This is a genomic window from Actinomadura mexicana (genome assembly GCF_900188105.1).
Lineage (GTDB): Bacteria > Actinomycetota > Actinomycetes > Streptosporangiales > Streptosporangiaceae > Spirillospora > Spirillospora mexicana.
Genome location: NZ_FZNP01000004.1, coordinates 453,346 through 477,985, shown reverse-complemented (window position 1 = coordinate 477,985; position 24,640 = coordinate 453,346). Strand labels below are relative to the sequence as shown.

The window sequence follows — 24,640 nt, the reverse complement described above, 5'->3', positions numbered from 1 at the left end:
GCCGCGTTCCAAGGTCACGTTCCGATCTCGACGGAATGTAGCCGAGGTAAACGGTGGGCGGCAAGCCGTTCCATGGAACCGGTCAAAAGGGACTACTCAGTAGTAGCCTCGCGGGAGGACGGTGACCGGGCAGGGTGCGGCGCGCAGAACCTTGAGGGCCACCTCGCCCAGGAAGACGCGGTGGGCGGCGGCGTCCTCGCTGGACGCGCAGACGAGCAGCTCGCCCTCGGGCCAGTCCACGTCCTCCAGCGCGTCCGCGACGTCGTCGCCCTCGGCCACCTCGGCGGTGACGTCCTCGGGGAGCAGGTCGGCGGAGTCCAGGGCGAGCCGGATGGCGAGTGCGAGGTCGTCGCGGAGCGGTTCGGTGCCGACGTCGCCGATGGCCAGGGTCACCAGCCGGAGCGGCACCTCCAGGCGCTCGGCGGCCTGGGCGGCGCGGATGACCGCCTCGTCGCACTGGGGCCGCCGCACGTACATGACCGTGATCCGGCCCAGCTCGTCGGGCGTCCGGTGGCCGGACGGGGCGAGCATCACGGCCTCGGTCGCCGAGTGGAGCAGGTGGTCGGCGGCGGCGCCGACGCCGATCCGGCCGCGGGCGCCGCCCTCGGGGGAGCCGACGACGATCAGATCGGCGCCGATCCGGCTGGCGAGCACGGTCAGGCCGCGCCCGACGCTGCGGCCCTCCTGGACGAGCAGGTCCGCCGGCTCGCCGTCCAGGAGGTCGGCCGCCTGGTCCAGGAGCGCGCGGGCCTCCCCGGCCGCGGCCGGGAGGTCCGGCGGATGGACGGTCGCCACGCTCAGCCTGCCGCCGGTCAGCGCGACGATCCCGCGGGCGAGGTCGAGTGCCTCCCGGCCGCCCGCGTCGGGGACGTATCCGGCCAGCACGTGTTCACCGATCATGTCCGAAGCATTCCCCCTCGGGGCCCGAACAGACCAGAGTGAGTTTTGGGGTACTTTTGCCGGGTTCACAGATTTTTGGGGGGTTTGATGGGTGGCGAGGTGCCCGACCTCGAAGCCGGCCGCTGGACCGTCGACCCGGTCCACTCCGAGATCACCTTCTCGGTCCGGCACCTGATGACGACGGTGCGCGGCTCGTTCCCGGACTTCGAGGGCGAGGTCGTGATCGGCGCGGACCCGTGCGACTCGACCGCCCGCGCGGAGATCCGGATGGGCTCGATCGACACCCGCAGCGCCGAGCGGGACGAGCACGTCCGCTCCGCCGACTTCCTGGACGTGCGCCGCCATCCGGTGATGAGCTTCGCCGGTACCGGTGTGGAACGTGCCAAGACGGGTCGCCGCGCCCGCACGCCCCGCTACCACCTGCTCGGCGACCTGACGATCAGGAACGTGACCCGCCCGGTCCGGCTGCTGACCGAGTTCCACGGCGTGGGCCCCGACCCGTGGGGCGGCGTCCGCGCGGGCTTCACCGCCACCGCCTCCATCAGCCGCCGCGACTTCGGCATCGAGTTCAACATCCCGCTGCAGGGCGACCGGGTCATGCTCGGCGACGAGATCGCCATCGCGCTGGAGATCCAGGCGGTGTTCGCCGCCGTCGACGTCCCCGGCCCGAGCGCCGGCGACCGCCGCCCGCCGGCCTGAGCGGCGGGTCGCGGCTAGCCGCCGGCGCGGGAGGCGCGGGTCAGGCCCAGGAGCTCGCGGGCGGGACCGGCGGGACGCCGGCCGGCCGGCCAGACCGCGCGCAGCGGGCGTGAGAGGTCCAGTTCGGGGACGGGGACGCAGACCAGCCGCCCGGCGGCCACCTCGTCTGCGACGGCCAGATCGCTCACCACGACCGGCCCGGCGCCGGAGACGGCCGCCGCCTTGAGCGCGGTGGTGGACGCGAGCTGCAGCATCGGCGGCGCCGTCCCGCCGTGCGCGGCCAGCGCCCGGTCCAGGACCTCGCGCGTCCCCGACCCCTCCTCGCGCAGGACGAGCGGCGTCCGCGCCAGCTCGGCGGCCGGGACCCCGGAGCGCCGCCGCGCCCAGGGGTGCCGCGGGCCGACCACGACGACGAGCCGGTCGGTGGCGACGACGGTGCCGTGCAGCCCGGCCGGCGTGCGCGCCCCCTCCACGAACCCGAGGTCCGCGCCGCCGCCGCGCACCTGCTCGGCGACCACGGTCGAGTTGGCGGTGCGCAGGGTCACCGCGACGCCGGGGCGGACGGTCCTGAGCGTCACCAGCCAGCCGGGCATCAGGTACTCGGCGACCGTGAGGCTCGCCACGACGCGCAGCCGCCCGTCGCGCCGCTCGCGCAGCGCGTCGAGCCCCGCGTCGAGCGCCTCCGCCGCCGCGACCACCTGCCGGGCCCACTCGGCGACCAGCGCGCCCTCCTCGGTGGGACGGGAGCCGCGCGGCGACCGTTCGAGCAGCGCCACGCCGATCTGCCGCTCCATCGAGCGGATCCGGGCGCTGGCGGCGGGCTGGGTGACACCGAACTCGGCCGCCGCGCGCCCGACGCTGCCCAGCCGGACGACGGCGAGCAGCAGTTCGAGGGCGCCGAGGTCGGGAACGCGGTGCGAGACGGCCATGACCGTGATTCTAGCGACCCATAGGGTCGCCTTATGACCTCATAGAGTCATGACCTCTACTGATGACGGCGAAAGCGGTGGAACCTGGACGTCATGAGCCTCCCCACCCCGAACCGCGCCCTGCTGGGCGCGCTCGACCGCCCCACCGAGGCGTTCCGGCATCTCGGCCCCAACTGGTACGCGGCCGTCATGGGCACGTCGATCGTTGCGAACGGGGCGAACGCGCTGCCGGTGGACGTCCCCGGCCTGCACGCCTTCGCCGTGGTCGTGTGGGCGGGCTCGCTGCTGATGCTGGTGGCGCTCATGGCGGCGCGCGCCGTCCACTTCGCCCGGCACGCGGACGTGGCGCGGTCCCAGCTCCTGGACGAGCCCGCCACGGCCGTGTTCTACGGCTGCCCGCCGATGGCGATGCTCGCCGTCGGCTACGGGACGCTCATGCTCGGCCCCGAGGTGATCGGCGCGCAGGCGGCGGTCGCAGTGGACGCAGTCCTCTGGACGCTCGGGACGCTCTACGCCGTGCTGGCCGCCGCCGGCGTCCCCTACCTCATGATCACCAGGCACCGGCCGGGGCCCGCGAACCCCACCTGGCTGCTGCCCGTCGTCGCCCCGATGGTCGCCGCGGCGCTCGGGCCCGCGCTCGTCCCGCACCTGCCGGAGGGGCAGGCCCGCGCCACGCTGCTGTTCGGCTGCTACGGCCTGTTCGGCGCGAGCCTGCTGGCCACGCTGGTCCTGCTGCCCGGCATCTGGGCGCGGCTCGCCGGCGGCCCGCCGTCACCGGTCGCCCTCACCCCGACGCTGTTCCTCGTGCTCGGGCCGCTCGGGCAGTCCACCACGGCCGTCGTACAGATCGCGAACGCGGCGGGGGCGGCCGCTCCCGGATACGCCGCGGCGACGCGCGCGTTCGCCGTCCTCTACGGCGCGCCGGTGATGGGCTTCGCGCTGCTCTGGCTGGGCATCGCGGTGACCGCGAACCTGCGGGCGCTGCGCGGCGGCATGCCGTTCGCGATGACGTGGTGGGCGTTCACCTTCCCGGTCGGGACGTGCGTGACCGGCGCGTCCGGCCTGGCGCGGATCACCGGGCTGGACGCGCTGACCGACGTGGCCGTGCTCCTCTACCTCCTCCTCGTCACGGCCTGGGCGGTGGCCGGCGCCCAGACGGTCCGGGGTGCGCTCAGCGGGCGCCTCTTCCTGCCGGCCGTGCCGCGTCCGGCGCCGCTGCGACCGGTTCCCGCCGCCTAGAGGGCGCAGCGCGCGGGCGATGGGCGCGCCCGCCGGCAGTGCCCCTCGTCCTCCAGGAGGATGAGCAGGAATACCGGCACGCGGGCCGGGGTTCGGTAGAATAATTGAAAGTTCTACTATTGGGAGGCCGGCATGCAGTTCGGGATCTTCACGGTCGGCGACGTCACCCGCGACCCGACCGACGGGCGCGTTCCGACCGAGGCCGAGCGGATCAAGGCCATGGTGGCGATCGCGCTGAAGGCCGAGGCGGCCGGCCTGGACGTCTTCGCGACCGGCGAGCACCACAACCCCCCGTTCGTGCCGTCCTCCCCGACCACGATGCTCGGCTACATCGCGGCGCGCACCGAGCGGCTGATCCTGTCCACCGCGACCACGCTGATCACCACGAACGACCCGGTGAAGATCGCCGAGGACTACGCGATGCTCCAGCACCTCGCCGACGGCCGGGTGGACCTGATGATGGGACGCGGCAACACCGGCCCCGTCTATCCGTGGTTCGGCAAGGACATTCGCGACGGCATCCCGCTCGCCATCGAGAACTACCACCTCCTGCACCGGCTCTGGCGCGAGGACGTCGTCGACTGGGAGGGCGAGCACCGCACGCCGCTGCAGTCGTTCACCTCGACGCCGCGGCCGCTGGACGGCGTCCCGCCGTTCGTCTGGCACGGCTCGATCCGCAGCCCGGAGATCGCCGAGCAGGCCGCCTTCTACGGCGACGGCTTCTTCGCCAACCACATCTTCTGGCCGACGGACCACTTCCAGCGCCTGATCGGGCTGTACCGGCGGCGCTACGAGCACTACGGGCACGGCTCCGCCGACCAGGCGATCGTCGGGCTCGGCGGCCAGGTGTTCATGCGCAGGAACTCCCAGGACGCCGTCCGCGAGTTCCGCCCGTACTTCGACAACGCGCCGGTCTACGGGCACGGGCCCTCGCTGGAGGACTTCACGTCGGAGACGCCCCTCACGGTCGGCAGCCCGCAGCAGGTCATCGACAGGACGCTGACGTTCCGCGACCACTTCGGCGACTACCAGCGCCAGCTGTTCCTGATGGACCACGCGGGGCTGCCGCTGAAGACCGTCCTGGAGCAGATCGACATGCTGGGGGAGGAGGTCGTGCCCGTGCTGCGCAAGGAGTTCGAGTCGCTGCGTCCGGCGCACGTCCCGGCGACCGCCCCGACCCACGCGTCCCGCCTGGTCGAGGAGGTGCGATGACCGCCCTCGCCGTCGTCTCCGCCGGGCTCGGGCAGCCCTCGTCCACCCGCCTCCTGGCCGACCGGCTCGCCGAGGCGGCGGCCGGCGCCCTCCAGGGGGACGCGACCGTCGAGACGATCGAGCTGCGCGATCACGCGCACGCCATGGTCGACGCGACGCTGACCGGCTTCCCGTCCGGGGCGTTCCGCGCCGCCGTCGAGACGGTGGCGAGCGCCGACGGCCTCATCGCCGTGACGCCGGTCTTCAACGCGTCCTACAGCGGGCTGTTCAAGACGTTCTTCGACGTCCTGGAGCGCGGCTCCCTGGACGGCACGCCGGTGCTGCTCGGCGCGACCGGCGGCACGGCCCGGCACTCCCTGGCCATCGATTACGCGATGCGGCCCCTGTTCGCGTACTTGCGCGCTAGCGTCGTCCCGACCGGTGTCTACGCGGCGTCCGAGGACTGGGGGAGCGCCGAGACGGCCCTGCCCGAGCGCGTCGCCCGGGCCGGCGCCGAACTGGCCGCCCTGCTGGAGGCCCGGCCGGCCCCGGCGAAGGACGACCCGTACGAGGTGCCCGTGCCGTTCGAGCGACTTCTCGCCGGACACTGAACTTGAGATTTGGCTTATATAAGCCAAGCCTGTAACTTGGGTTACGTGCACGCATTCGATGTGGTGGGCGACCCCGTCCGGCGCCGGATCCTCGAGCTGCTCGCCGGCGGCGAGCGCTCGTCCGGCGACGTCACGGCGATCGTCCGGACGGAGTTCGGGATCTCCCAGCCCGCGGTGTCGCAGCACCTGAAGGTGCTGCGCGACAACGGATTCGCCGTCGTGCGGGCGGAGCGGACGCGCCGGCTCTACGCTGTCGACTCAGCACCGCTGCAGGAGATGGACGCGTGGCTCGAACGCTTCCGCCGGTCCTGGACGCCGCGTCTGGACGCCCTGGCGACCGAGATCGCCCGTGGGAAGCGCGCACACCGCACGCATCAGGACGACCCAGGGAGCGAGACATGATCGAAGTCACCGACCAGATCAACGCGGTCAGCCGCACGGTGGGCGAGAAGGCGCTGGAGTCCGGCACCGCGAGGACCGCGACGATCAGCAGGGTCTACGACACCGGCGTCGACGACCTGTGGAACGCCGTCACCGACCCCGAGCGGATCTCCCGCTGGTTCCTGCCGGTCTCCGGCGACCTGCGGCTCGGCGGCCGCTACCAGCTGGAGGGCAACGCCAGCGGGACGATCGAGCGCTGCGACCCGCCGAAGGGGTTCGCGGCGACGTGGGAGTTCGGCGGCCAGACCACCTGGATCGAGGTCCGGCTGACCCCCGAGGCGGACGGCCGGACCCGGTTCGAGCTGGAGCACACCGCCCTCGTCGACCCCTCGCAGAACCAGTTCGGCCCGGGCGTCGTCGGCATCGGCTGGGACATGGGGCTCCTCGGGCTCACCGTCCACCTGGAGTCCGGCGAGGACGCCCGGAACAAGCTCGGCGACGACTGGGCCGCGTCCGAGGAGGGGCGCGAGTTCGCGCGGCAGGCCGGTGAGGGCTGGTACGCCGCCGACGTCGCGGGCGGCGCCGACGAGGCCACCGCCCGCGCCGCGGCGGACTTCACCATCGCCGCCTACACCGGGGGGCAGTGACCTCCGGCGCCGAGCACGCCTGGCGTCCGCCCCTCCTTTCGGAGAGTCGTCGTCGAGACACGCCCTGTAGCCGCCTTCGGTCGTCGGCGGCGACCGGCGAGGCAGAATGGCGGGGTGGACGTCAGGGTCGGTGTCCGCGTCGAGGGGGTCGTGCAGGGCGTCGGGTTCCGGCCGTTCGTGCACGGTCTCGCGATCGGCCTCGGGCTGTCGGGGCTGGTCGGCAACGACGCGGGCGGCGTGTTCATCGAGGTCGAGGGCGCCCCCGACACGGTCGGGCGCTTCCTGGACGGGCTGCGCACGCGCCCGCCCCGGCTCGCCCTCGTCGAGCGCGTCACCACGCGGAAGCTGGACGCCGTGGGGCGCGGCGGCTTCGCCATCGTGGGCAGCGACGGGTCGGGTGAGCGCCGGGCCCTCGTGTCGTGGGACGCGGCGACCTGCGACGACTGCCTGCGCGAGATGCGCGACCCGGGCGACCGGCGCCACCGGTACCCGTTCATCAACTGCACCGGCTGCGGGCCGCGGTTCACGATCGTCACGGGCGTTCCGTACGACCGCCCGAACACGACCATGGCGGGCTTCGCGATGTGCGGGCCGTGCGCCGCCGAATACCAGGACCCGGCCGACCGCAGGTTCCACGCCCAGCCGGTGTGCTGCCCGTCCTGCGGCCCGTCCCTCACCCTGCGCCCCCACGCCGGCGACCCCCTGGACGCCGCGCGGGCGGCGCTCGCGGACGGCGCGGTCCTCGCGGTCAAGGGCCTCGGCGGCTACCACCTCGCGGCGCGGGCGGCGGACCGCGGCGCGGTGGCCGCGCTGCGCTCCCGCAAGCACCGCGAGGACAAGCCGTTCGCCGTGATGGTCCCCGGCCTGGAGGCGGCCCGCGCCCTGTGCGAGCTGTCGGCGGCCGAGGAAGAGTTGCTCACCGGACCGCGCCGCCCGATCGTGCCGGCCCGGCGCCGGCCGGACGCGGCCCTCGCGGACGCGGTCGCACCGGGCAACCGGTCCGTCGGCCTCCTGCTGCCCTACACTCCGCTGCACCACCTGCTCGTCACCGAGCCCGTCGTCCTGACCAGCGGGAACGTCTCGGACGAGCCGATCGCCTACCGCGACGAGGACGCCCTGGAGCGACTCGCCGGCATCGCCGACGCCTTCCTCCTGCACGACCGGCCCATCCACACCCGGACCGACGACTCGGTGGTGCGGACGTTCCGCGGCCGGCCGCTGCCGGTCCGCCGGTCCCGGGGCTACGCGCCGGAGCCGATCCCCGTCCGGGCCGGCCGCCCGGTGCTGGCGTGCGGCGCGGAGCTGAAGAACACGTTCTGCCTGACCCGCGACGGCCGGGCGTTCGTCTCGCACCACATCGGCGACCTGGAGAACCACGAGACGCTCCGCGCCTTCGAGGAGGGCGTCGAGCACTTCCGCCGGCTGTTCGACATCGCGCCCGAGTTGATCGCCTACGACCCGCACCCGGAGTACCTGTCCACGAAGTACGCGCTCGACCAGGACCTGCCCGGGGTCGCCGTCCAGCACCACCACGCGCACATCGCCTCCTGCCTCGCCGACAACGGCGCGGACGGCCCGGTGATCGGCGTCGCGTTCGACGGCACCGGGTACGGAACCGACGGCACCCTGTGGGGCGGCGAGTTCCTGGTCGCCGACCTGCGCGGGTTCGAGCGCGCCGGGCATCTGGAACCGGTTCCGCTGCCCGGCGGCGCCGCCGCGATTCGCGAGCCGTGGCGCATGGCGGCGGCCTACGGGGTCCCGGACGACCTGCCGGTGGCCCGCCGCCCCGGCTGGGCCGCGGTGACCGCCCTGGCCCGGCGGGGCGTCAACGCTCCGCCGACCTCCAGCATGGGCCGCCTCTTCGACGCGGTCGCCGCCGTCCTCGGCGTCCGCGACCGCGTCAACTACGAGGGGCAGGCCGCCGTCGAGCTGGAGCAGTGCGCCGACACCGCCGAAACCGGTGCTTACCCGGCGGCCCTGAACGGCACGACGGGCTTCACGGTCGCGGGCGGGGAGCTCATCGAGGCGGTGGTGGCCGACCTCAGGGCGAACGTCCCCGTCCCGACGATCGCCGCGCGCTTCCACAACGGTGTCGCGGCGCTCGTCGTCGACGCGGCCTGCCGCATCAGGTCGGAGACGGGCATCGGCACGGTGGCGCTCTCCGGCGGCGTGTTCCAGAACATGCTCCTGCTCGACCGCGCCGTCTCCGGCCTCGCCGGCGCGGGCTTCGACGTGCTGACCCACCACCGCGTCCCTCCCAACGACGGCGGCATCAGCCTCGGCCAGGCGGCCGTCGCCACCGCCCGCGACTGATCGCAGGAGCCGCTCTGGCCGGATTCGGTCGCGCCGTTCCCGGAACCGGCGATGCCCCCGGACGGACCGTGCCCACCAGGGGCGCGGCACCGTCGGTGCACCTCGTAGGGCACCTCGGCGCGGTCCTGCGGCGCGCCGCGTCCGGTGCGAAACGGCGACGCGGCGCCGGGCCCGGAAGGCATGATCATCGGATGACGGACGAATGGGACGAGTCGCAAGAGGTCCGGCCGAGGTCTTGGTTCATCCGGCGGTGGGCGGCCCCGCTGGTGCTGGCCATGTCCGTCGCCGCCTCCATCGGCGCGGTGCACCTGCTGGCGGACGGGGCGGCGGCCACCGCGCCATCCGGCGAGCAGCGCATGCCGCGCTTCGTCGTCGCGGTCGGGGAGATCGGAGACGCCGCCCGGGAGCGCGGGCCGAAGCCCTGGTTCCAGGTCAGGGCGGCCCAGGCGGGCGAGGCGCGGCCGGTGGACTCGGTGGCCGCACCGCGGTCGGCCGGCGCGGCGCAGTCGATCATCGCGGGACCGGAGGGAACGTTCGTGCTCTCCGCCTTCGGGGAGAAGTCGTGCACGACCCGGTTCTACCGGTTCCGCCTCGCCGGCGACGGCAGGGTGAAGGAACTCGCGCCGCTCGTCCGGGAGGCCGTCCCGGCGCGTGTGGCCGGGCTGGCCATGAGCCCGGACGGCGCCCGCCTCGCCTATGCGACGGGCCCCTGCGCGCAGGGCGCCCAGCCCCAGTCGACGGTGACCGTCCTCGACCTCGGCTCGGGCCGGCGACGGACCTGGAGCGCGGCCGCCCCCTCCGTCGTCGGTGAGATCGTCTGGGCGCGGGACAACCGCACGCTCGGCTACACCGTCGGCGAGGTGCGTCCGGAAGTCGGCCCCGGCCCTTTCCGCGAACGCACGGTCGGGAACGTCGCCGTGCTCGCCCTCGACACGGGCGGGCAAGGTGCCGACCTGCGGAGCGGCCGCGTCCTGTTCCGGCAGCCCGACGATTCCGCGGCGGTCACCACCGCCGTGATGAACCCGGACGGACGGGCGGGCTACGGCGTGATGAAGAAGGCGCGGCCGCCGAGCACCGTTCTCTTCTCCTTCTCCGCCGGCAAGCCGATGAAGGTCATCCAGACCTTCGAGACGAGACCGAACGTCGCGACGGCCTTCGTCTTCGCCACCGACGACCGGCCCAGGTACGCCTGCCTCGGAGGAGTCGACTCCTTCGGCAGAGTGCACGAAGGCCGCTTCGCGGACACCTCGGGTAGCGGCCCGAGCTGCTCGGTCGCCTACGCCTACTGACCGGCGCCGTCGCACCGGCCGCCGCCTGGGCCGGTGTCAGAGGTTGCCCAGAACCCGGGTGGCGGTGATCTCTATTACGACGCGGTTCGGGTTCGGGCGCGGCGGCTTGTAGCGGGCGGTGTAGAGATCCTCCGCATGCGCCACGGAACCAGGCTCTGTCCGCAGGACGGCGCGGCCCTCGATGGTCGACCAGCGGCGGCCGTCCACCTGCGTGACGGCGACGGGCAGGCCGGACGCGCCGGCGTGGCGGACGTGGCGGGCCTTCGCCGAGGAGGCCGAGGTGATCACGCGGACGGTGCCGCCGTCCAGCGTCGCGCCGACGGGGACCGAGTGCGGGGTGCCGTCCGGGCGCAGGGTGACGAGGGTGCACAGGTGGCGTTCCCGCCAGAAGGCGATGAGGCGCTCGTCGGTGAGGTCCAGCCGGTGTCGTCCGTCCACCGTTGGAAGCCTATCCGGGCTGGCCGGATTCGATGGGTTTATGATTAGTTAGCGTAAGAAACTATCTGAGACGGGGAGGGGGCGGCGTGCCGTCCGAGCACTATCCGTGGATCGCGCTGAGCAACACGACGCTCGGCATGCTGCTGGCCACGGTCAACTCCTCGATCGTGATCATCTCGCTGCCGGCGATCTTCCGCGGCATCCATCTGGACCCCCTCGAACCGGGCAATGTCAGCTACCTGCTCTGGATGCTGATGGGCTACATGCTCGTCTCGGCCGTGCTGGTGGTGACGCTCGGGCGGCTCGGGGACATGTTCGGGCGCGTCCGGATGTACAACGCCGGGTTCGCGGTCTTCACGGTCGGGACGCTCGTGCTGGCGCTCGACCCGCTGCACGGGGGCGCCGGTGCGCTCTGGCTCATCGGCTGGCGGGTGCTCCAGGGGATCGGCGGCGCCATGCTGATGGCGAACTCGGCCGCGATCCTCACCGACGCGTTCCCCGCCCACCGGCGCGGCATGGCGATGGGCGTCAACCAGGTCGCGGGCATCGCCGGGACGTTCATCGGCCTCGTCGCCGGCGGGCTGCTGAGCGAGATCAACTGGCGGCTGGTGTTCTTCGCCTCGGCGCCCATCGGGATCGTCGGGACGATCTGGGCGTACCGGAGCCTGGTCGAGACCGCCAAGCCAGCGGTCGGCGCGAGGATCGACTGGCTCGGCAACGTGACGTTCGCGGCCGGGCTGACCGCGCTGCTCGCCGCGATCACCTACGGCATCCAGCCCTACGGCGGGCACGACATGGGCTGGACGAACCCCTGGGTGCTCGGCGGGGTGATCGGCGGCGTCGCCGTCCTGGCGCTGTTCTGCTGGATCGAGACCAGGGTCGAGCAGCCGATGTTCCACCTGAGCCTGTTCCGCATCCGGGCGTTCGCGGCCGGCAACCTGGCCGGGCTGCTCGCCGCGATCTCGCGCGGCGGGATGCAGTTCATGCTGATCATCTGGCTGCAGGGCATCTGGCTGCCGCTGCACGGCTACGACTACGAGGACACCCCGCTGTGGGCGGGCATCTACCTGCTGCCGCTCACCGCCGGCTTCCTGGTCGCCGGGCCGATCTCCGGGCACCTGTCCGACCGGCACGGCGCCCGCGCGTTCGCCTCCGGCGGGCTGGTGCTGTCGGCGCTGGCGTTCGCCGGGCTGCTGGTGATCCCGACCGACTTCGGGTATGCCGCCTTCGCCCTGCTGATCTTCCTCAACGGGATCGGCTCCGGGCTGTTCGCCGCCCCCAACACCACCGCGATCATGAACTCGGTCCCGGCGGACCAGCGCGGCGTGGCCTCCGGGATGCGCGCCACCTTCATGAACGCCGGCATGGTGCTGTCGATCGGCGTGTTCTTCTCGCTGATGATCGCCGGCCTGGCCGACACGCTGCCGAGGACGCTGACGCAGGGCCTGACCGAGCACGGCGTCCCGGCCGGGCCGGCCGCGCGGGTGGGCGAGCTGCCGCCGGTCGGCACCCTGTTCGCGGCGTTCCTCGGCTACAACCCGATCCAGAACCTGCTCGCTCAGTTCAACGTGCTCGGCGGGCTCGCGCCGGACGACGCGGCCACCCTCACCGGCCGCTCGTACTTCCCGCACCTGATCTCCGAGCCGTTCCACCACGGCCTGGTCATCGTGTTCGGTCTGGCGATCGCGATGTCGCTGGTGGCGGCGCTGGTGTCGCTGCTGCGCGGGCGCCGGTACGTGCACGACGACGACGTCGCCGCCGAGCCCGCGCCGCAGAAGGCGGGCCGCGGCGCCGCCTGACCGCGCGGGCCGGCCTACTGATGGTGGAGGGTGGCGGTGTAGCCGGACGGTGAGCTCTCGAAGTGGGTGATGTCGGTGAGTTCCCAGCCGGTGCCGGTAGTGAGTTCGGCGAGTTCGCGCGGAGCCAGGTTCAGGTAGGGGAACCAGGGCGTGGCCACGTCCCGGTAGCGGATCCGCAGGGTGCGTTGCCCCGCGATGCGGCCGGCCCGCAGGTTGCGCCGGTTGTAGGACAGGTGCATCGGGTCGTCGGAATCGGTCAGGTTCCGGCCGTGACCGACGATGACCGCCCCGGGTGCGGCCATCGCTGCCAGGGCCCGCAGGAACCCGGGTGCCTGCTCGCGGCTTCCCAACAGGCCGAGGTTGGCCCCCAACAGGAGGAAACTGTCGTAGCGGCGCCCGGCCGCGGCGTGCTCGTCGACCGTGCCGAGAACGGCGGATCGGATGCCCTGCCGTCGGCACACCTCCAGCGCACCCGGTGAGACGTCGAGCGCGGTGACCTCATGCCCCCGGTCGAGCAGCGCGCGTGCGGCCCGCCCGCCGCCGGCGCCGATGTCCAGAACCTTGCCCTTGACCAGTTCCAGCGCCTGGCGTTCTTCGCCAGGCCAGTGGTCGATCGCGGCGATCCAGGGCGCGACGGGAAGGGGGACCACCAGTCCGTCGTCACGTTCGGCGATCTGCAGGACCGGATCGGCGGCCGGATCCAGAGACGCCCGGTAGGCGGCGAGCAGCATGTCCCCGACCGCGTCGCCGATGCGAGGCCCGGGACGGTGCACCCGTTCTTCCCGGTGGCCTCGTCCTTCGTCACCGGTCTCGTTCTCCGCGGCGCTGCCGGGGGCGTCGGCCGGCGGGAGGTTCATCGTGTCTCCAAGGCTGGGACGGGAGTGAGGACGGACGGCTCGGGGCGGGTGAGCGGCCGGTGGGCGGCCAGGACCATCAGGACCGTTCCGGCGGCGCACCAGGCCCCGATCACGGTCGAGGTGGGCAGGCGTTCACTGAGGGCGCCGGCGGTCAGGATCGCGGTGCCCTGGGCGAGTTGGACGCCGCCGTTCATGACACCGAACGCCCGGGCCCGGTACTCGTGCGGCACCTCCCGGGCGAACAGCGCCTGGGCGGCGGGCAGCAGCAGCGACATGATCACACCGGAGGCGGTGACCAGGACCAGCACGCCGGCCAGTGGCGGCGCGAGCAGCGCGGGGACCAGGGCCAGGGGCGCCAGAACCGCCAGCGGGCGGATCAGCCGGGTCCGGGTCCGCGGCCGCAGCAGCCGGGTCAGGACCAGGCCGCCGACGGCGACGCCGATCGGGTTGGCGGCCATGATGAGGCCCTGGGCCATGCCACCGCCGTCCAGGTCGGCCGCCCAGGCCGCCGCCAGGCCCTCGGGGACGATCACGAAGGTCACCACGCCGAAACTGATGAACGCGACAGCGCGCAGCAGCGGGTCGCCGAAGATCACGGCGAGCCCTTGGCGGGTCTCGTGCCACAGGCCGGTGCGGCGGGCGGCCGCGAGGGCGGCGGGCCGGGGAGCGACGTACCGGTGCAGCAGGAAGGCCGAGCCGAGGAAGGTGAGGGCGTTCAGCAGCAGCGCGAGATGCGGGTCGTAGGCGGCGATCATCCCTCCGGCCGCGTATCCGGCGACCTGGGCGAGATGGAAGAGGGCGTTGTTGAAGGCGACGCCGAGCGGATACCGGTCGCCGGTCAGGATCTGCGGCAGCTGCGCGGAACGAGCCGCCTCGAACGCGGGGGTCGGCAGTCCACCGGCCAGCAGAAGCACGAGCAGGCCCGGTACCGGCAGGCCGGGCAGGGCGGTCAGGCCGATGAGCGCCGCCCGGGCGAGATCGCAGTAGATCATCACCGAGCGCGGGGGATACCGTTCGGCCACGGCCGCCAGCAGCGGCCCCACGGTCAGCCACGGCAGATAGCCCAGGGCGAACGCCGCCGCTGCGGTCAGCGCCGAGCCGGTGCGCTCGAACACCAGCAGCGCCACAGCGGCCTTGCACAGGTAGTCCCCGCTCCAGGAGAACACGCTCGCGGCGGACACCGCGCGATACTCCGTCAGCGCGAGGAGTTCCCGGTACCCCGGCGGCCGTTCTGCGGTCGCGGACAAGTCATTCCCATCGGGCGGCGCACCCCGGCGACGGCCGGCCCCGGACGAGACCGGTGGCCGGCCGCGCGGTCGAAGTCATCAACGGGTTACGGCCACGTGCTGTCCATGCGGGTCACCCGAACACCTCCTTCACCTTCCGGCGGATCCTGATCACTCAGCGGTGCTCAGCCCCGGAACCGGCCGCCGAACCCGAGGGGCGCGGCTTCCGCGGAACTCTTGATCATCTAGCCATGATGATCGTTTTGTGGCAAGAGTCCCCGGTGCCGATTGGCGACTGTTGCCGACACCCGGCGAGGACCCGCAGGCCCGGGAGACCCGTGTTGCCGAATTCATCCAGATCCGCGAAGCCGACCGGCCAGGGTTTCTCGCCGCGCTTGTTGACACTGTTCCGCAAACGTTTTCATAATCCTGGGCATGGGCGGCGCGGGCACCGGCGGAGGCGCGACCGGCCGCCGCGGCGCCGAGGGCCCCCGGGCCTCGATCCGGGCCGTGGCGAGCCTCGCCGGGGTGTCGCCATCCACGGTTTCGCGCGCCCTGAACAATCCCGAGCTCGTGAACGCCGAGACCCGGCGGCGCGTGCTCGAATGCGCCGAACGGCTGGGGTACCGGCCGAACCGGGCGGCGCAGTCGCTGGTCCTCGGGCGGACCCGCAACGTCGGCCTGATCGTCCCCGACATCGCCAACCCGTTCTTCGCGCCGTTCATCAAGGGCGTCGAGGCCTACTTCCGGGACACCGAGTACGCGGTGTTCCTTGCCGACACCGACGAGGACACCGCGACGGAGGTCCGGCTGGCCGAGGCCATGGTGGAGCGGGTGGACGGGCTGATCCTGTGCGCCCCGCGCATGACCGGGGCGCGGCTGCGCGCCGTCGCGGCCAAAACCGCCGTGGTGCTGGCGAACCGGACCAGCGGGGCGGCGCCCTCGGTCCTGCTGGACTTCCGGCCCGGCATGGAGCAGGCGGTCGCGCACGTCCACGCGCTCGGCCACCGCCGCTGCGCCTACCTGTCCGGCCCCGCCAACTCCTGGTCCAACCGGCAGCGGCGCCGGCTCCTCGGCGCCGCCTGCGCGGAGCGCGGCATCGGGCTGGTGGACCTCGGGCCGTACGAGCCGCGCTTCACCGGCGGGTACCGGGCGGCGGACGAGGTGCTCGCCGCGGGCGTCACCGCGGTGTTCGCCTACAACGACCTGGTCGCGCTCGGCGTGCTGTCCCGGCTCGCCGCCCGCGGCGTGCCGGTGCCCGGCGAGCTCAGCATCGTCGGGTTCGACGACGTCCCGATGGCCTCGATGACCAACCCGCCGCTCACCAGCGTGGCCATGCCCGTCAACGCGCTGTCGCGGGCGGCCGCCGCGACCGTGCACGCGATGCTCGACCCCCGGGCGCCCAAGGCGCCACCGCTGCCGCCGGCCACCGAGCTGGCGACCCGACTGCTGATCAGAGGCACCACCGGGCCGGCGTGACCGGCCCAGCCCGTAGGACCGCACGTCCTGCCTGGAGGATCCGCCATGAGAACTCCTCGATCCGCACTCCTCACCCTCGCCACCGCCGCCGGCCTGCTGATGACCGCCTGCGGGGCGCCCGACTCGGGCGGCGCCGCCTCCGAACCGGCCGCCTCGGACGTCCGGCTCCCGTCCAAGCCCGTCACCCTCAACATCATCGACGTCGCCGGCAACCTCCAGCTCACCCAGCAGATCTTCGAGAACTACCGGAAGCGGCACCCGGAGCTCGTCGGCAGGATCACCTACACCAAGGCCACCGCGCCCGAGCTGGCCGGCAAGGTCAAGGCGCAGCAGGACGCCGGACGCCTCGACATCGATCTCGTGCTGACCGGCACCGACGGCCTCTCCGCCGGGCTGGAGCAGAATTTGTGGGTCGACCTCGCCGGCAGGTACGCCGCCAAGCTGCCCGACCTGAGGTCGCAGTACCTGGAGCCCGCCGCCAAGATGCAGGACCTCGCGCAGGGCCGGGGCGTCGTCGTGACGTACTACCCCTCGGGCCCGCTTCTGGAGTACGACCCGAAGAGGGTCCCGAACCCGCCGAAGACGGCCGAGGCCCTGCTGGCCTGGGCGAAGGCGCATCCGAAGAAGCTGGAGTACGCCCGCCCGTCCAACTCCGGCCCCGGACGGACGTGGCTCATGGGCCTGCCCTACATCCTCAAGGACTCCGACCCCAAGGACCCCTCGAACGGCTGGCCCAGGACCTGGGCGTACCTCAGGGACCTCGACCGCTACATCGAGTACTACCCGACCGGCACCACGCAGACGATGAAGGAACTGGGCGAGGGCACCCGCGACATCATCCTCAGCACCACCGGCTGGGACATCAACCCGCGCGTCCTCGGCCAGGTGCCGAAGGACGTGCGGATCCAGCCACTGGAGGGCTTCACCTGGGTCACCGACGCCCACTACATGGTCGTCCCGAAGGGTGTGTCCGGCGGGAAGCTCGCCGTCCTGCTCGACCTGGTGAAGTTCGCGCTCCGGCCGGAGCAGCAGGCGATCACCTACGACAAGGGCTACTTCTACCCGGGCCCCGCCGTGCAGGGGGTGACGCTCGACATGGCCCCGGCCGAGAGCCAGAAGGCGATCAAGGAGTACGGCCGCCCGGAGTACGACTCGCTCATCCCCGGCAACCCCACGGCCCCGCCCCTCGGCGCCAAGGCGCTCGTCGCCGCCTTCGACCGCTGGGACCGCGAGGTGGGCGGGCAGAAGGTCAAGCAGTCATGACGGCGGGCACCGCGACGGAGCGGGACGCGCGGGCGGGGTTCTCGCGGCTGCGGCTGGACGGCGTCACGCGGCGGTTCGGGAAGGCGACCGCGCTGAGCGGTTTCGACCTGCGGATCGAGGGCGGCGAGTTCATCGCGCTGCTCGGACCGTCCGGATGCGGGAAGTCGACCGCGCTCAACTGCCTGGCCGGGCTGCTGCCGCTGTCCGGCGGCGCGATCTGGCTGGACGAGGAGCGCATCGACACGCTCCCGCCGGAGCGGCGCGGGTTCGGGATGGTGTTCCAGAACTACGCGCTGTTCCCGCACCTGTCCGTCCGCAGGAACGTGGCGTTCGGACTGGCGGTGCGGCGGGTCGGGAAGGCGGAGACCGCGCGGCGGGTGGACGAGGCGCTGCGCACCGTCGAGCTGACCGAGCACGCCGCCAAGCTGCCCGGGCAGCTGTCGGGCGGCCAGCAGCAGCGGGTCGCGATCGCCCGCGCGATCGTGCTGCGGCCGAGGCTCGTGCTGATGGACGAGCCGCTGTCCAACCTGGACGCCAAGCTCCGCGTGCAGATGCGCACCGAGATCCGGCGCATCCACCAGGACCTCGGACTGACCACCGTCTACGTGACGCACGACCAGGAGGAGGCGCTCGCGCTCGCCGACCGGGTCGTGGTGCTGCGCTCGGGCCGGATCGAGCAGATCGGGACCCCCGAGGACGTCTACGCCCACCCGGCCGGCACCTACATCGCCGGGTTCATGGGCTACCGGAACCTGCTGGAGCTGCCCGTCCTGTCGTCCGGCGACGGAACGGTCCGGCTCGGCGGCGAGGACGGGCTCACCCTGACCGGACGGAGCCGCCGCCCGATCGTCGGGCCGCGCGCCGTCGCCGCCGTCCGGCCGGAGGACTTCCAGATCGCCGGGTCCCCCGACACGGCGACGGCCGGCGACCTCGTGCGGGTCCGCGTCGAGGTGGCGGAGTTCCACGGCCGCGAGGTCGCCGCCGAGGGCGTGACGGACGGCGGGCGCGTCATCCACTTCAGGACGCCCGAGCGGGTCGCGCCGGGGGATCGGGTCGCGCTGACCGTCCCGCCCGAGCGCGTGCTCGTGTTCGGGGAGAGCGTGCGGGAGGCGGCGCGGGCGCTCGGCGGACCCGCCGCCGAGGCGCTCGGGGAGACGGGGGCGCGCGATGGCGGTTGAGGCCCCCGCCCGCGCAGGGGCACCGATGCCCCGGCGCGGCGGCCTGCGGCACCGGCTCGCCGAACGCGGCGTGGACCGCGTGCTGCTCCTGCTCCTGCCCGCCGTGCTCGTCGTCGCGCTGCTGTTCCTCTACCCGATGATGTACGGGGTGGGGCTTTCGCTGCAGCCGAAGGACGGCGGCGGCCCGTTCGGCAACTACGCCGACTTCTTCCGCGACCCCTACCAGCGCGGCACCATCGGGAAGACGCTCAGGCTCGCGCTGCCCGCCGCCCTGATCAACGTCGGCGCGTCGGTGCCGATCGCCTACCGGCTGCGCGGCCGGTTCCGGGGCCGGCGGCTGCTGACGGCGCTGCTCGTCCTGCCGGTAACGCTCGGCACGGTCCTGGTCGCCGACGGCCTGCTGCGCTACCTCGGCCCCAAGGGCTGGTTCAACCGGGTGCTGCTCGACCTCGGCGTCGTGGACGAGCCCGTCCGGCTCGTCTACAACTACTGGGGTGTGCTGTTCTCGCTGCTCATCACCGGGTTCCCGTTCGCGTTCCTGCTGGTGCTGGCCTACATGTCGGGCATCGACCCGACGCTGGAGCGGGCCGCGGCCACACTCGGCGCCGGGCCCTGGCAGCGGATGCGGCGGATCGTGCTGCCGCTGCTCGCGCCGGGGCTCGCGACGACGTTCGTGCTCGCGTTCGTGCTGGCGTTCTCGGTGTTCCCGTCCGCGAACCTCGTCGGCGAGCCGGCCGGGGAGACGCGGGTGATGGCGATCGCGGCCTACCAGGCGGCGTTCGAGAAGTACGACTACTCGATGGCCTCCGCCATCGCCGTGCTGATGGGCGTGTTCGAGCTGCTCGTCATCGCGGTCACGCTGCTGCTGCGCGGCCGCCTCTACACCGGGCCCGCGTCGGGAGGTAAAGGATCATGACCGCCGTCTGGCGCCCGCGCGGGCTGCCGACGAGCAGGCCGAGCGGGTGGGCCGTCTGGCTGTTCGTCGCCTTCTTCCTGGTGAATCTGGCCGCGCTGATCCTTTCCGTGGTCGTGAACTCGTTCGGCACGAAGTGGTTCGGCGGGTGGCTGCCGCAGGGCTTCACCGGCGCGTGGTACTCCGACGCCTGGGCGGAGTTCGCGCTCGGCGACGTGCTGACCGCGACGCTGGAGATCACGCTGATCGTGGTCGCGCTGTCGCTGGTGATCGGCGTCCCGGCCGGCTACGCGCTGGCGCGGCGCGACTTCCCCGGCAGGCGGACCGTGACGGTCCTGCTGCTGCTCCCGGTGGTCCTGCCGCCGATCACCTACGGGATCCCGCTCGCGACCGTCCTGTACAAGGTGCACCTGGCCGGGACGATGACGGGCGTGGTCGCGGCGAACCTCGTCCCGGCGCTGCCGTTCGTCGTGCTGGTGATGACGCCGTTCGTGGAGCAGATCGACGCGAACGTGGAGTCGGCGGCGCGGATGTGCGGCGCACGCACCCGGCAGGTGTTCGCGCGGGTGCTGGTGCCGCTCCTGCTGCCGGGGATCCTCGCCGCCGGGATCCTGGTCCTCGTGCGGACCGTCGCCATGTTCGAGCTGACGTTCCTGGTGGCGGACGCCGACAGCCAGACACTGGTCGTCGCGCTCTACAGCGCCGCGTTCACGCCCGGGATCCGCGCCGCGCAGGCCATCGACGCGATGGCCGTCATCTACATGGCCCTGTCGGCGGTGCTGCTGGTCATCGCCCTGATGTTCGTCAACCCGACGCAGATCGTCGCGCAGGTGAGGGAGGCCCCGGCCGAATGAGCGCAGTCCGGTTCGACCACACGGGGGAGCGGGTGCTGGTCACCGGCGCGGCGGGGCTGATCGGCCGCGCGCTGGTGCGGCGGTTCGCCGACGCGGGCGCCGCCGTGCTCGCCGTCGACGTGGACGCCGGCGGCCTCGCGGTCCACGACGGCGACCCGCGGGTGGCGACGATGCCGGGCGACCTGGCCCGCGAGGACGTCGCCGACGCCGTCTTCGCCAGGGTCGCGCGGGACGGCGGCCTGGACGTGCTCGTCAACAACGCCGCGATGACCGGGCTGCGCACCCCGTTCATCGGCATCGACGCCGGCGTGTGGGACGCGGTGATCGCCGCCAACCTGCGCTCGGCGTACCTGCTGTCGGTGCGGGCCGTCCGCCACTGGCGCGACGCCGGGCGCGGCGGGACGATCGTCAGCCTGTCCTCGCCGGGCGGGTCCCGCGCGCACGAGAACCAGAGCGCCTACGACGTGACCAAGGCGGGCATCGAGGCGCTCAGCCGGGCGATCGCCGTGGAGCTGGGCGGTCTCGGCATCCGCGCGAACTGCATCGCCCCCGCCAGCGTCGTCGGGGAAGTCCGGCCCGCGACCGACCTGCCGTCCGGGCGCACCACCACGCCGGAGGAGGTCGCGGACGCGGCGCTGTTCCTGGCGTCCCCGGCGGCGGCGCAGCTCAACGGGCACGTCCTGCGCGTGGACGGCGGCCTGCACGCGCGGCTGCGGACCGACCCGTCCGAGGAGCGGCAGCGCGACCCCTAGGCCGCGAACCCGGGGTGGCGAAAGCGCGGACCGGCCGCCCGCGGTGGCGGGCGGCCGGTCCGGAACGCGCGGAGAGCGCGGGTCAGACGCGCCAGGACTGGACGAGCGCGTCCAGCGTCACCTGGTCGTAGACGATGCCCTGAGCGCTCAGCTCCTGGGCGACCAGCTCGCCGTCGCCGTGGTGCTTGGCCAGCAGCCGGTACACCGCGTACGGGAACCAGTGGTTGTCGCTGATCCGCTGGATCTCGGCCTCGTCGCAGCGGTGGCCCTGGGCCCTGACCTCGGCGAGGGTCGCGGCGACGTCGCCGTGGCGGCGTTCGAGGATGTCGATGACGAGGGACCGCAGGTTCTCCGGCGCGGGCCCGGCGGGCGCGTCCTCCTCGGGGGCGGTGCCGTAGGAGCTGCGCCCGTTGAGGCTGCCGCGGGACGCGGCGCTGACCACGGCCAGCTCCGGCTCGGGGGCCGGTGCGGGCGCGGGGGTCTCGGTCGCGGCGGGGGCCGGGGCCGGAGCGGAGGCGGCCGGTGCGGCCGGGGCCGGAGCGGCCTCGCCCGCGGGCGCTCCCTTGGGCTCGGCCCTGCCCGCGGTCCCGGGCTCGATCGCCTTGCCCGAGTACCCGGGGACCTGGATCTGCGGGAACGGGCCGGTGTTGCGCAGCGGCATCAGCGTGATCTGGTTCAGCGTGACCGGCCCGGCGATCGCGCGCGTCTGCGGCTCGGGCTGCTTGGCCTCCTCCTCCTCGGTCTTCTGTGACACGTACCGGTGCAGCGTCCGCAGCAGGACGAACAGGCCGAGCATCGACACGATCGGCGGGACCGCGGCCGTCGCCTGGAAGGAGAAGGTCTTGTGGCCGACGTGGCCGACGTTGAAGATGAGGCTGGCCGTCCAGCCCGCGAGGGCGATGGTCAGCGGCAGGCAGAAGTCGAGCCAGCTCATGAGGGCCCGGCGCTTGATGACGAAGGCGTCGATGGCCAGCAGGAAGAGCCCGAGTTCACCGACGATGATGAACAGGTCGACCAGCAGGGGGAACGATTCGGCCTTCCAGCCCCGCAGGCCGTGTTCCAGGGCCCAGTGATAGAGACCGGCATAGGACTGGGCGAAGCCACCGGCGGTGGCGGTCAGGACCGCGGCCGCCATGAAGGCGATGGCCCCCCACCGTGTGATGACCTGTGCCCGGTTGGCAGCGCTCATGCGGCGTGTGCTCCCAGATTCCTTACACAACTGAAAGTGATCGGTGGGAGACTATCCATTCCTTTGCCGTTTCGTGGGCGATTCGCATCACGTCTCGGTCCCGTTCCCCGCGAAACGGCGGGACACGCCGGGGGGACCTGGCCAAAAAACCGCAGGCGGGAGTTCCCGCAGCTGTACGGCGGAGCCCCCGCGGCCTCACGGCGGAGCCCCCGCGGCCTCACGGCGGAGCCCCCGCGGCCTCACGGCGGGTGCCCCCGCAGCCTCATAGCGGGTGCCCCCGCAGCCTCATAGCGGGTGCCCCCGCAGCCTCATAGCGGGTGCCCCCGCCAAGGCGCGCCGGTGCCCTGGCGGGGGCGGGATTCCGCGGGAGCCGTGACGGAATCCGGCTGCGGAGCCCCCGGTCAGGGAACCTGCAGGACGAAGTCGAACTTCGCGGTGCGCCCGCTGGGACCGGTCTGGACCTTCATGAGCAGCGCGGGGTCGTAGAGCGTGTCGGAGCCGTTCCGGGGCTCGTTCGGGAAGTACAGCTGCGTCGTCAGGATCTGCTGGTAGGGGGCCTGGGCCTTGACGTGGATGTGCCGGGTGCGGCCGGGGTAGAGGCCGGGCACGATCGTCGTCAGGGTGAATCGTCCCGAGGCGTCCGTGTATTGATGTCCTCGGAGTGTATAGCGGTAATTGTCGTAATTGCCGTAATAGTCCGCCTGCCAGAAGTCGAGCAGGGCGTGGGCCACCGGCCTGCACGACAGCGAGTAGACGGTCCCGGACACGGTGAGGGGCGTCCCCGGCATGCCGGGCGTCACGATCGACGCGCGCTCGGGGGAGCCGGGCTTGAAGTAGGGGCCCTCCATCTGCGAGTGCGTCGGGGAGTCGTCCCCGTCGTCGCACTTGGGCGTGGGGGTGAGCGGCTGCTGCTCCGCGCGGGCCTGCGCGGGCGCGGCCACCGCGGACACGGCGGTGGGCAGCGCGAGCGCGCCGATGCCCGCCGCGCCCGCGGCGACGATGAAGTTCTTGCGGCTGATGCCGTTCTCCTGGCCGGTGCCGGTGCCGGTGCTGGTTCCGGAGTCGTGGCCGGTGCCGGTTTCCTGCTCGTCCGCTGGCATGGGGGTTCCTCTCGGGGGTCGTCCGGGGTCTTCCGGTTGGCGGGCTCCCTGGGAGTCGGTCCGCGACATGTATAGGCCGCCGGGGAAGGGGCGGTCTTGCCGTTGCGTGCCGTGACTTTGGCGGCGAGTGCCAAAGCCCGCCCGAAGCGTCGTGCTGACTCACTCATTGACCTTCCTGACGCGCCGTAGAAGCCTTGCGAGTGGCGTCCGAGACCCGCCCGCCGACCGGAGGAGCGTCATGCCCACGCTCGTTGACACCTCGGACCACCCTGCCCGCGACCAGGCGGACTTCTGGCGCCACCTGATCAGCTCGGCCTTCGGGCCGTTCCACGTGCAGCCGCACCTGCCCGGCGGGTTCGCCGCCCGGCTGAGCGGCCGGGCGCTGGGTCCGGTGGAGGCCGGCGACGTGTACGCGCCCGCGCACGCGGTGCGGCGCAGCGCCCGGCAGATCGCCCGCGACACCCGCGAGTGCTACAAGCTCGGCCTGGTCCTGCGGGGCTCGTTCGTGCTGCGGCAGAACGGCCGCCGGGCCGTGGCCAAGGCGGGGGACGTGGTGTTCTACGACCTCACCCGTCCGGTCGAGATCTCCTTCGACGCCCACCACATCTTCACCGTCGTGATCCCGCACAGCGCCGTCCCGCTGCCGCGGGAGCGGCTCGCCGCGTTCGGCGGCACCCTGCTCGGCGGGCGGCCGCGGACCGGGCGGCTCGTGTCGTCCTTCCTCGGCGCCCTGGCCGAGAGCGGCGCCGAGCCCGCCGCGGGGGACCGAACCGCGGCCGACGAGATCTACGCCCACCACCTCGGTGGCGCGCTGGTCGAACTGGTCACCGGCGCGGCCGGCGAGTGGCTGGGCGCGCCCTCGTGCCCGTCGCCGGAGGGAGCGGAGATGCTGCGGGCGATCGAGGAGTGGATCGAGGCGCGCCTGCACGACCCGTCGCTGAGCCCCGCCGCGATCGCGGCCGCGCACCACATCTCCGTCCGCCAGCTCTACCGGGTGTTCGCGCCGACCGGGACGACCGTCGCCCGGTACGTCCGGACCCGCCGCCTGGAGCACTGCCGCCGCGAACTGGGCGACCCGTTCCTCGGCACGCAGCGGATCGGCGCGATCGCCAACCGCTGGGGCCTGCCGGACGCCGCCGCCTTCAGCCGCGCGTTCCGCGCCGCCTACGGGCAGACGCCCAGCGACTACCGCGCCCGCACCACCGGAATCCGGCGGGACGCCTAGCGCGGCCGGACCGGGACCGGCGCCGGCACGTCCCGGCACGGCTCGCCGACCGCCACGACGGGCCGGGCCGGTTCCGCGCCGCCTCCAGCCGCTGCGCCTGGCGGCGGCGCGCCGTGATGAACTGGAGACGATGCCGACCGGCGTCCAGTAGTCAGGCAGTGTGAGGAG

23 protein-coding genes are annotated in these 24,640 nt (G+C 73.1%); 16 read left to right on the top strand and 7 right to left on the bottom strand.

Annotated elements, in window-relative coordinates:
* Positions 1 to 96: 96 nt before the first annotated feature.
* The gene (locus CHC11_RS13480; RefSeq protein WP_089312029.1) at positions 97 to 900 is read right to left on the bottom strand and encodes a universal stress protein; all 804 of its coding nucleotides are present in this window, start codon (positions 898 to 900) and stop codon (positions 97 to 99) included.
* Positions 901 to 987: 87 nt separating this feature from the next.
* Between CHC11_RS13480 and CHC11_RS13475 the strand changes: the two genes are divergently transcribed.
* Positions 988 to 1,599, top strand: a complete 612-nt coding sequence (locus CHC11_RS13475) for a YceI family protein (protein WP_089312028.1) — start codon at positions 988 to 990, stop codon at positions 1,597 to 1,599.
* Positions 1,600 to 1,613: 14 nt separating this feature from the next.
* Here CHC11_RS13475 and CHC11_RS13470 read toward each other — a convergent pair whose 3' ends face one another.
* Positions 1,614 to 2,528 carry a LysR family transcriptional regulator gene (locus CHC11_RS13470; RefSeq protein ID WP_089312027.1) on the bottom strand — a complete coding sequence of 305 codons (915 nt, stop codon included), beginning with the start codon at positions 2,526 to 2,528 and terminating at the stop codon, positions 1,614 to 1,616.
* A gap of 93 nt (positions 2,529 to 2,621) precedes the next feature.
* On the opposite strand from CHC11_RS13470, the gene CHC11_RS13465 reads away from it, so the two are divergent.
* The 7 genes from CHC11_RS13465 (at position 2,622) to CHC11_RS13435 (ending at position 10,199) form a co-directional block, all read left to right on the top strand.
* The gene (locus CHC11_RS13465) at positions 2,622 to 3,767 is read left to right on the top strand and encodes a TDT family transporter (RefSeq protein ID WP_089312026.1); all 1,146 of its coding nucleotides are present in this window, start codon (positions 2,622 to 2,624) and stop codon (positions 3,765 to 3,767) included.
* A gap of 132 nt (positions 3,768 to 3,899) precedes the next feature.
* Positions 3,900 to 4,979 carry an LLM class flavin-dependent oxidoreductase gene (locus CHC11_RS13460; protein ID WP_089312025.1) on the top strand — a complete coding sequence of 360 codons (1,080 nt, stop codon included), beginning with the start codon at positions 3,900 to 3,902 and terminating at the stop codon, positions 4,977 to 4,979.
* The gene (locus tag CHC11_RS13455) at positions 4,976 to 5,569 is read left to right on the top strand and encodes an FMN reductase (protein ID WP_089312024.1); all 594 of its coding nucleotides are present in this window, start codon (positions 4,976 to 4,978) and stop codon (positions 5,567 to 5,569) included. Before CHC11_RS13460 ends, CHC11_RS13455 begins: the two co-directional genes overlap by 4 nt.
* Positions 5,570 to 5,614: 45 nt before the next feature.
* On the top strand, positions 5,615 to 5,971 hold the full coding sequence (locus CHC11_RS13450; protein ID WP_089312143.1) for an ArsR/SmtB family transcription factor: 357 nt from the start codon (positions 5,615 to 5,617) through the stop codon (positions 5,969 to 5,971).
* Positions 5,968 to 6,597 (top strand): SRPBCC family protein, encoded by a 630-nt coding sequence (locus tag CHC11_RS13445; RefSeq protein WP_089312023.1) that lies wholly within the window; start codon positions 5,968 to 5,970, stop codon positions 6,595 to 6,597. The genes CHC11_RS13450 and CHC11_RS13445 overlap by 4 nt, the downstream gene beginning before the upstream one ends.
* Positions 6,598 to 6,711: 114 nt before the next feature.
* Complete coding sequence (gene hypF, locus CHC11_RS13440; RefSeq protein WP_089312022.1) at positions 6,712 to 8,910, top strand: carbamoyltransferase HypF; 2,199 nt, start codon at positions 6,712 to 6,714, stop codon at positions 8,908 to 8,910.
* Between the two features lie 191 nt (positions 8,911 to 9,101).
* Complete coding sequence (locus CHC11_RS13435; protein WP_089312021.1) at positions 9,102 to 10,199, top strand: WD40 repeat domain-containing protein; 1,098 nt, start codon at positions 9,102 to 9,104, stop codon at positions 10,197 to 10,199.
* A 36-nt stretch (positions 10,200 to 10,235) separates the two neighbouring features.
* Here the strand turns inward: CHC11_RS13435 and CHC11_RS13430 are convergent, their stop codons facing one another.
* Positions 10,236 to 10,637: a PPOX class F420-dependent oxidoreductase gene (locus CHC11_RS13430; RefSeq protein WP_089312020.1), complete on the bottom strand. Its 402-nt coding sequence runs from the start codon at positions 10,635 to 10,637 to the stop codon at positions 10,236 to 10,238.
* 86 nt (positions 10,638 to 10,723) lie between these two features.
* Here CHC11_RS13430 and CHC11_RS13425 point away from each other — a divergent pair, with 86 nt between their 5' ends.
* Positions 10,724 to 12,436 (top strand): MFS transporter, encoded by a 1,713-nt coding sequence (locus CHC11_RS13425; protein ID WP_089312019.1) that lies wholly within the window; start codon positions 10,724 to 10,726, stop codon positions 12,434 to 12,436.
* Positions 12,437 to 12,450: 14 nt separating this feature from the next.
* Here the strand turns inward: CHC11_RS13425 and CHC11_RS13420 are convergent, their stop codons facing one another.
* Together CHC11_RS13420 and CHC11_RS13415 are read right to left on the bottom strand one after the other, a co-directional pair.
* A complete protein-coding gene (locus tag CHC11_RS13420; RefSeq protein WP_089312018.1) occupies positions 12,451 to 13,293 on the bottom strand; it encodes a methyltransferase domain-containing protein in 843 nt (280 codons plus the stop codon).
* Positions 13,290 to 14,540, bottom strand: a complete 1,251-nt coding sequence (locus CHC11_RS13415; RefSeq protein ID WP_089312017.1) for an MFS transporter — start codon at positions 14,538 to 14,540, stop codon at positions 13,290 to 13,292. The genes CHC11_RS13420 and CHC11_RS13415 overlap by 4 nt, the downstream gene beginning before the upstream one ends.
* Positions 14,541 to 14,954: 414 nt before the next feature.
* Between CHC11_RS13415 and CHC11_RS13410 the strand changes: the two genes are divergently transcribed.
* From CHC11_RS13410 to CHC11_RS13385, 6 genes are read left to right on the top strand one after another with little or no spacing between them, the layout of a single operon-like run.
* The gene (locus CHC11_RS13410; protein ID WP_089312016.1) at positions 14,955 to 15,998 is read left to right on the top strand and encodes a LacI family DNA-binding transcriptional regulator; all 1,044 of its coding nucleotides are present in this window, start codon (positions 14,955 to 14,957) and stop codon (positions 15,996 to 15,998) included.
* Positions 15,999 to 16,043: 45 nt separating this feature from the next.
* The gene (locus tag CHC11_RS13405) at positions 16,044 to 17,261 is read left to right on the top strand and encodes an extracellular solute-binding protein (RefSeq protein ID WP_218826069.1); all 1,218 of its coding nucleotides are present in this window, start codon (positions 16,044 to 16,046) and stop codon (positions 17,259 to 17,261) included.
* Entirely contained in the window at positions 17,258 to 18,439 is a 1,182-nt protein-coding gene (locus CHC11_RS13400; RefSeq protein WP_089312015.1) for an ABC transporter ATP-binding protein, read from the top strand. The genes CHC11_RS13405 and CHC11_RS13400 overlap by 4 nt, the downstream gene beginning before the upstream one ends.
* 25 nt (positions 18,440 to 18,464) lie before the next feature.
* Positions 18,465 to 19,355, top strand: a complete 891-nt coding sequence (locus CHC11_RS13395) for an ABC transporter permease (protein WP_089312014.1) — start codon at positions 18,465 to 18,467, stop codon at positions 19,353 to 19,355.
* On the top strand, positions 19,352 to 20,206 hold the full coding sequence (locus CHC11_RS13390; RefSeq protein WP_089312013.1) for an ABC transporter permease: 855 nt from the start codon (positions 19,352 to 19,354) through the stop codon (positions 20,204 to 20,206). Before CHC11_RS13395 ends, CHC11_RS13390 begins: the two co-directional genes overlap by 4 nt.
* Complete coding sequence (locus CHC11_RS13385; RefSeq protein ID WP_089312012.1) at positions 20,203 to 20,958, top strand: SDR family NAD(P)-dependent oxidoreductase; 756 nt, start codon at positions 20,203 to 20,205, stop codon at positions 20,956 to 20,958. Before CHC11_RS13390 ends, CHC11_RS13385 begins: the two co-directional genes overlap by 4 nt.
* Before the next feature lie 82 nt (positions 20,959 to 21,040).
* On the opposite strand, the gene CHC11_RS43415 is transcribed toward CHC11_RS13385, so the two are convergent.
* Complete coding sequence (locus CHC11_RS43415) at positions 21,041 to 22,147, bottom strand: DUF2637 domain-containing protein (protein WP_089312011.1); 1,107 nt, start codon at positions 22,145 to 22,147, stop codon at positions 21,041 to 21,043.
* A 401-nt stretch (positions 22,148 to 22,548) separates the two neighbouring features.
* Entirely contained in the window at positions 22,549 to 23,247 is a 699-nt protein-coding gene (locus CHC11_RS13375; RefSeq protein WP_089312010.1) for a dioxygenase family protein, read from the bottom strand.
* 238 nt (positions 23,248 to 23,485) lie between these two features.
* Between CHC11_RS13375 and CHC11_RS13370 the strand changes: the two genes are divergently transcribed.
* Positions 23,486 to 24,472, top strand: a complete 987-nt coding sequence (locus CHC11_RS13370; protein ID WP_089312009.1) for an AraC-like ligand-binding domain-containing protein — start codon at positions 23,486 to 23,488, stop codon at positions 24,470 to 24,472.
* Positions 24,473 to 24,640: the final 168 nt, after the last annotated feature.

Coding starts and splice junctions, on each gene's coding strand:
- CHC11_RS13480 (WP_089312029.1), bottom strand. CDS start 900: ATGATCGGTGAACACGTGCTGGCCGGATACGTCCCCGACGCGGGCGGC.
- CHC11_RS13475 (WP_089312028.1), top strand. CDS start 988: ATGGGTGGCGAGGTGCCCGACCTCGAAGCCGGCCGCTGGACCGTCGAC.
- CHC11_RS13470 (WP_089312027.1), bottom strand. CDS start 2,528: ATGGCCGTCTCGCACCGCGTTCCCGACCTCGGCGCCCTCGAACTGCTG.
- CHC11_RS13465 (WP_089312026.1), top strand. CDS start 2,622: ATGAGCCTCCCCACCCCGAACCGCGCCCTGCTGGGCGCGCTCGACCGC.
- CHC11_RS13460 (WP_089312025.1), top strand. CDS start 3,900: ATGCAGTTCGGGATCTTCACGGTCGGCGACGTCACCCGCGACCCGACC.
- CHC11_RS13455 (WP_089312024.1), top strand. CDS start 4,976: ATGACCGCCCTCGCCGTCGTCTCCGCCGGGCTCGGGCAGCCCTCGTCC.
- CHC11_RS13445 (WP_089312023.1), top strand. CDS start 5,968: ATGATCGAAGTCACCGACCAGATCAACGCGGTCAGCCGCACGGTGGGC.
- CHC11_RS13435 (WP_089312021.1), top strand. CDS start 9,102: ATGACGGACGAATGGGACGAGTCGCAAGAGGTCCGGCCGAGGTCTTGG.
- CHC11_RS13420 (WP_089312018.1), bottom strand. CDS start 13,293: ATGAACCTCCCGCCGGCCGACGCCCCCGGCAGCGCCGCGGAGAACGAG.
- CHC11_RS13410 (WP_089312016.1), top strand. CDS start 14,955: ATGGGCGGCGCGGGCACCGGCGGAGGCGCGACCGGCCGCCGCGGCGCC.
- CHC11_RS13405 (WP_218826069.1), top strand. CDS start 16,044: ATGAGAACTCCTCGATCCGCACTCCTCACCCTCGCCACCGCCGCCGGC.
- CHC11_RS13400 (WP_089312015.1), top strand. CDS start 17,258: ATGACGGCGGGCACCGCGACGGAGCGGGACGCGCGGGCGGGGTTCTCG.
- CHC11_RS13395 (WP_089312014.1), top strand. CDS start 18,465: ATGCCCCGGCGCGGCGGCCTGCGGCACCGGCTCGCCGAACGCGGCGTG.
- CHC11_RS13390 (WP_089312013.1), top strand. CDS start 19,352: ATGACCGCCGTCTGGCGCCCGCGCGGGCTGCCGACGAGCAGGCCGAGC.
- CHC11_RS13385 (WP_089312012.1), top strand. CDS start 20,203: ATGAGCGCAGTCCGGTTCGACCACACGGGGGAGCGGGTGCTGGTCACC.
- CHC11_RS43415 (WP_089312011.1), bottom strand. CDS start 22,147: ATGAGCGCTGCCAACCGGGCACAGGTCATCACACGGTGGGGGGCCATC.
- CHC11_RS13375 (WP_089312010.1), bottom strand. CDS start 23,247: ATGCCAGCGGACGAGCAGGAAACCGGCACCGGCCACGACTCCGGAACC.
- CHC11_RS13370 (WP_089312009.1), top strand. CDS start 23,486: ATGCCCACGCTCGTTGACACCTCGGACCACCCTGCCCGCGACCAGGCG.